Origin of the sequence: Mesorhizobium sp. M1A.F.Ca.IN.022.07.1.1, assembly GCF_003997575.1 — a bacterium.
Classification (GTDB): Bacteria; Pseudomonadota; Alphaproteobacteria; order Rhizobiales; family Rhizobiaceae; genus Mesorhizobium.
This window is the reverse complement of the sequence record NZ_RZST01000356.1, coordinates 1-5,762: the sequence shown is the minus strand read 5'-3', so window position 1 is coordinate 5,762 and position 5,762 is coordinate 1. Positions and strand designations below refer to the sequence as shown.

4 protein-coding genes are annotated in these 5,762 nt (G+C 66.1%); 1 reads left to right on the top strand and 3 read right to left on the bottom strand.

All coding sequences use genetic code 11. The annotated features are described in order from the left end of the window. On the bottom strand, positions 1-228 hold a 228-nt coding region (locus EOA75_RS27605), incomplete at its 3' end, for a LysR family transcriptional regulator (protein ID WP_127325644.1). 104 nt (positions 229-332) lie between these two features. Here EOA75_RS27605 and EOA75_RS27600 point away from each other — a divergent pair. Then, a complete protein-coding gene (locus EOA75_RS27600) occupies positions 333-623 on the top strand; it encodes a muconolactone Delta-isomerase family protein (RefSeq protein WP_066997354.1) in 291 nt (96 codons plus the stop codon). 301 nt (positions 624-924) lie between these two features. On the opposite strand, the gene EOA75_RS27595 is transcribed toward EOA75_RS27600, so the two are convergent. Further along, the gene (locus EOA75_RS27595) at positions 925-4,143 is read right to left on the bottom strand and encodes an efflux RND transporter permease subunit (RefSeq protein WP_127325643.1); all 3,219 of its coding nucleotides are present in this window, start codon (positions 4,141-4,143) and stop codon (positions 925-927) included. Next, positions 4,140-5,762 (bottom strand): efflux RND transporter permease subunit (locus EOA75_RS35260; protein WP_245466757.1); only part of this gene is annotated, 1,623 nt, incomplete at its 5' end. The genes EOA75_RS27595 and EOA75_RS35260, both read right to left, overlap by 4 nt.

Below are 5,762 nucleotides of genomic sequence, written 5' to 3'. Positions count from 1 at the left end.
GGCATTGACGAGCAGAGCGCGCGCCTCGGCAAGGAAAGCCCTGCCCTCGGCGTTGAGACGGACGCGCTGCTTCGATCGCTCGAAAAGCGTGACGCCGAGTTGCTCCTCGAGGTGCATGATCTGCCGGCTCAAGGGGGACTGCGAGATATGCAACTGCTCGGCGGCGCGGCCGACATTGCCGGCCTCGGCGACGGCGACGAAATAGCGGATCTGCCGCAGGTCGAGCATTCTGCGTCTCTAATGATTTAAGTCCCTCAAGGTCTGATAGTCTTGGACAGTCTGACCAGCCGGCGCGATATCTGCCGCATCAACCGGCCACAAAGGAGACCGCCATGCAGTTCTTTGCCCTTCTCACCCGCAACACCGAAAAGTTCAGCGATAGCGATTTCGCGCCGCTGCTTCCGGGCGAAGCCGAGCAGCGGCGCACGCTCTATGCGCAAGGCGCCGTGCGCCAGGTCTGGAACCGCGGTGACATCCCCGGCAGCGGCATGATGTTCGAGGCTGCCGACGACAAGGAGGTGCGCGGCCATCTCGCCACCCTGCCCCTAGTCGAGGCCGGAATGATGGACATCGCGGCGATCGTGCCGCTCAATCCCTATCCCGGCTTCGGCCCGAAGCGCTGAGACCGGCATGAAGAGAGGTGCTGCCGCTCACCCGGCAGCACCTATAGACCAAAGATGCGACGCAAAAGGCCCGCTCGCGACGCCCCGGTGTAGCGCTCGGGCAATGGCCGGGTGAGCAGGAACTGGTCGCGCCCTTCGAGGGCGCATCCGATGATGAAGCATCGTGCCAGTTCACGAAGCGATAGCACAGATCTCACGATCAAGCGCGTTGGGTGGCGTCGAGCGATATGAAGGCGCGCCGCCTCATGGGCCGAACTGTTTCGCTTCGCGCGGTCGAACAGTCCAAGGTCGCGGTGCCCGATCACTCCGCCGGCGCCACTCGCAGCGTCGGTCTGCCGGCGCTGAGCCGGTCGAGATAGAGATAGACGACCGGCGTGGTGTAGAGCGTGAGAAGCTGCGAGACGATGAGGCCGCCGACGATCGCGATGCCGAGCGGCTGGCGCAGCTCCGCCCCAGTGCCGGTCTCGAGCGCCAACGGCAAGGCGCCGAGCAAAGCCGCGAAGGTCGTCATCATGATCGGCCGGAAGCGCTGGAGGCTCGCCTTGTGGATGGCTTCTCGCGGCGCAAGCCCTTCCTGGCGCTCGGCCTGCAAGGCCATGTCGATCATCATGATGGCGTTCTTCTTGACGATGCCGATCAACAGGATGATGCCGATCAGCGAGATCACGTCGAATTCCATGCCGGTGACGATGAGCGCGAGCAGCGCGCCGATGCCGGCCGAAGGCAGCGTCGACAGGATGGTGATCGGGTGCACGTAGCTTTCGTAGAGCACGCCGAGCACGACATAGATCGTGGCGAGCGCGGCAGCGATCAGCAGAAGCTCGTTGAGCAGGTTGGAGCGGAAGGCGAGTGCCGTGCCGGCAAGCGAGCCGTGGATCGACACCGGCATTTTCAGCTCCGCCATGGCGCGGTCGATTGCCGCCGAGGCGTCGCCGAGCGTGGCGCCATCGGCAAGGTTGAACGAGATCGTCGTGGCGACGAAGTGGCCCTGGTGGTTGACCGAAAGCGGCGTGGTCGCCGGACCGTAAGTGCTGAAGGCGGCGAGCGGCACCATGGTCTCGGCCGAGGTGCTGACGGCGGCGCCGCTCGAGGCGCTGCCGTGGCCGGTGACGGCGATCGCATTGGTCGCCTGATTCTGCAGCGAGCCCGACAGGCTGCCGGCCAGCGCGTTGGTCTTCTGCGTGCCGCTCGCCGCCGCGCCCGAGGTGCTGACATAGATGCCGTTGAGCGCGCTCGGATCCTGCAGATAGCGCGGCGCGACTTCCATCACCACGTGATATTGGTTGCGGGCGTTGAAGATGGTCGACACCTGGCGCTGGCCGAAGGCGTCGTAAAGCGTGTTGTCGATGCTCGCCGGCGTCAGGCCGAGCCGGGCCGCGCTCTCGCGGTCGACGGTGATGTTGGTTTCGAGCCCGGCCTCGTCGCGGTCCGAATTGACGTCGGTTAGCTCCCGCGCCTGTTTCAGCAATTCGACGAGTTTCGGCGCCCATTCGTCGAGATCCGCGGTCGTATCGGCCTGCAGCGTGTATTGATAGGTGGCGAGGCTCTGGCGGCCGCCGACCCTGATCTCCTGGCGCGGGTTGAGGAAGAGCTGCGCGCCGGGCAATTGCCTGAGCTGCGCGCGCAGCCGCCCCAGCACCGCTTGCAGCGGCGCACGATCGCCCTTCGGCTTCAGGTTGACATAGACAAAGCCGGAGTTGGTCTGGCGGCCGCCGATATAGCCGACGACGTTCGCCACCGCCGGGTCGCTCTTCAGGATCGTCTCCAGCCGCTCGAATTTCTGCCGCATCAATTGGAAGGAAATGGCCTGGTCGGCGCGCAGGCCGCCGATCAGCTCGCCGGTGTCCTGCTGCGGGAAGAAGCCCTTCGGCACGATCGTATAGAGGTAGACGTTGAGCGCGACGGCCGCGATCAGGATGATGAGCATCGCCTCGGCATTGTCGAGCGACCAGGCTAGCGAGCGGCCGTAGCCGGCGCGGACGCGCTCGAAGACGCTTTCGCCGAAGCGGGCGAGGATGGAACGGCGCTCCGACCGGACTGCACCCGCGCGCAAAAAATGGGCGCACATCATCGGCGTCACCGTCAGCGACAGCACCAGCGAAATGGCGATGGCCAGCGACAAGGTCATGGCGAATTCCTGGAACAGGCGGCCGAGTATGCCGCCCATCAACAGAATCGGCAGGAACACGGCGACGAGAGAAGCGCTCATCGACAGAACGGTGAAGCCGACCTCCTGAGCGCCGACCAGCGCCGCCCGGCCGCGCGGCACGCCGTCCTCGATGTGGCGCATGATGTTTTCCAGCACCACGATGGCGTCATCGACGACGAAGCCGGTGGCGATGGTGAGCGCCATCAAGGACAGATTGTCGAGCGTGTAGCCGAGCAGATACATTGCCCCGAAGGTGCCGAGGATCGAGACGACCAGCGCCACGCTCGGGATCAGCGCCGCGCGCCAGTCGCGCAAAAAGCAGAACACCACGAAGACGACCAGCAGCACCGCCAGCACCAGCGTCAGCTCGGTGTCGCGCAGCGAGCCGCGGATGGTGAGGCTGCTGTCGGACGCGATGCTGAGGCGCGCATCCGCCGGCACAGAAGCCTGCAGCGTCGGGATCAGCGCGCGCACGCGGTGGACCGTGTCGATGATGTTGGCGTTGGGCTCGCGATAGAGCACCAAAAGCACGGCCGGCACGCCATTGGCGAGACCGAGATTGCGCACGTCCTCGACCGAGTCCTCGACATCTGCGATGTCGGCGAGGCGCACCGCCGCACTGTTGCGCCAGGCGATCACCAGGTCGCGATAGTCGGCGGCATGGCTCGCCTGGTCGTTGGTGTAGAGCTGGTAGCGGAGCGCGCCGTCCTCCTCGAAGCCCTTCGGACTGCGGGCATTGGCCGAGGCAAGTGCGGCGCGCACATCCTCCAGGCCGATGCCGTAATGGAACAGCGCCCCCGGATTGAGCTCCACCCGAACGGCGGGCAGCGACGAGCCGCCGAGGTCGACATTGCCGACACCCTCGACCTGGGACAGGCGCTGCTGCAGCACGGTCGCGGCGGCATCGTAGAGCTGACCGGGTGTGAGTGTGCGCGAGGTCAGCGCCAGGATCATCACCGGTGCGTCGGCGGGATTGTATTTGCGGTAGGTCGGGTTGCTGCGCAGGTCGGACGGGAGGTCGGCGCGCGCGGCGTTGATGGCGGCTTGAACATCGCGCGCGGCGCCGTTGATGTCCCGATCGAGGTCGAATTGCAGCACAACATTGGTCGAGCCGGTGCCGGAGCGCGACGTCATCTCGGAAACCCCGGCGATCTGGCCGAGATGCCGTTCGAGCGGCGCCGCGACATCGGTCGACATCGTGTCGGGGCTGGCGCCCGGCATCGAAGCCTGCACCGAGATGGTCGGGAAATCCACCTTGGGCAGCGGCGCGACGGGAAGATTGACGTATGCGATCAGGCCCGCCGCCGCCAATCCGATGGCCAGCAGCGTCGTGGCGACCGGCCTGGCGATGAAGGGCGCGGAGAGATTCACGGCGTGAGCCCGCCGGCCGGCGCTCTCGCTTCACGCGCCCCCGACCGCGTCAGTCTATCGAAGGCAAGGTAGATCACCGGCGTGGTGAAGAGCGTCAGCACCTGGCTGACGATCAGCCCGCCAACGATGGTGATGCCGAGCGGCTGGTGCAATTCCGAGCCGGCAAGGCCGCCGAGCAGGAGCGGGAGCGCCCCGAACAGCGCGGCCATCGTCGTCATCAGGATCGGCCGCAACCGCAGCAAGCAGGCTTCATAAATCGCCTCGCGCGGGTCCAGCCCCTGCAGGCGCTCGGCCTGCAGGGCGAAGTCGATCATCATGATGGCGTTCTTCTTGACGATGCCGACCAAGAGCACGATGCCGATGATGCCGATCACGTCGAGATCGTGGCCGGCGAGCATCAGCGCCACCAGCGCGCCCACGGTTGCCGAGGGCAGCGTCGAGAGGATCGTCAGCGGGTGGATGAAGCTCTCATAAAGCACGCCAAGCACGACATAGACGGTGGCGACTGCCGCGAGCAGCAGCAGCAGCTCGTTGGAGAGCGAGCTTTGCAAGGCAAGCGCGGCGCCTTGGAAGCCGGTGACCAGGCCGGCGGGCGGCTGCATGTCATGTTCCGCCTTGCTGATCGCCGCGGTGGCGTCGCCGAGCGAGATGCCGGGCGCGAGATTGAAGGAGATGGTCGCGGCCGGGAACTGGGCAAGGTGGTTCACCAGCAGCGGCGCCTGCCGGACAGTGATGCTGGCGACCGCCGATAGCGGCACCTGGCCGGAACCGGAGGACGGCAGGTAGATCGAGCCGAGCGAAGCCGGCGTCTGTCCCACCGAGGGGTCGGCTTCAAGGATGACGCGGTATTCGTTCGACTGGGTGAAGATGGTCGAGATGATCCGCTGGCCGAAGGCATCGTAGAGCGCGTTGTCGACGGTCGCTGGCGTAATCCCGAAGCGTGCCGCCGTCGCTCGGTCGATGGTGATGTCGACCGCAAGCCCGCTCTGCTGGCTGTCGCTGGCTACGTCGGCGAGTTCGGGAAGTGCCACCAGCCTGTCGGTGAGCTTTGATGTCCACGTCGCCAGCTCGGCCGGATCCGAATCCTGCAGAACGTATTGGTACTGCGACGCGCTGGAGGTGGAGTCCACGCTCAGGTCCTGCACCGGCTGCATGTGCAGCGCGATGCCGGTCACGACGTCGGTCTCCCGAGCCAGCCGCCGGATGATCGCGCTGGCATCGGCCGCGCGCTCGTCGCGCGGCTTGAGATTGATCAGCATGTGGCCGCTGTTGGCGGTCATGTTCTGGCCGTCGACGCCGATGAAGGACGACAGGCTCGCGACATCCGGGTCCTTGAGGATGACATCGGCGAGCGCCTGCTGGTGCGCTGCCATGTCGGCGTAGGAGGCCGAGCCCGCGGCCTCGGTGACCGCCGAAATCGCGCCGGTGTCCTGAACCGGGAAGAAGCCTTTCGGGATGACAACATAGAGATAAACGGTGAGCGCAAGCGTGGCTGCGGCGACCAGCAGCGTCAGCGCCTGACGGTCGAGCACCCACCGCAAGGCGGCGGCATAGCCATTCGCGACAGCGTCGAAGCCGGCCTCGGCGCCGCGCGCCAGCGCGCCCTGCCTGCGTTCGGA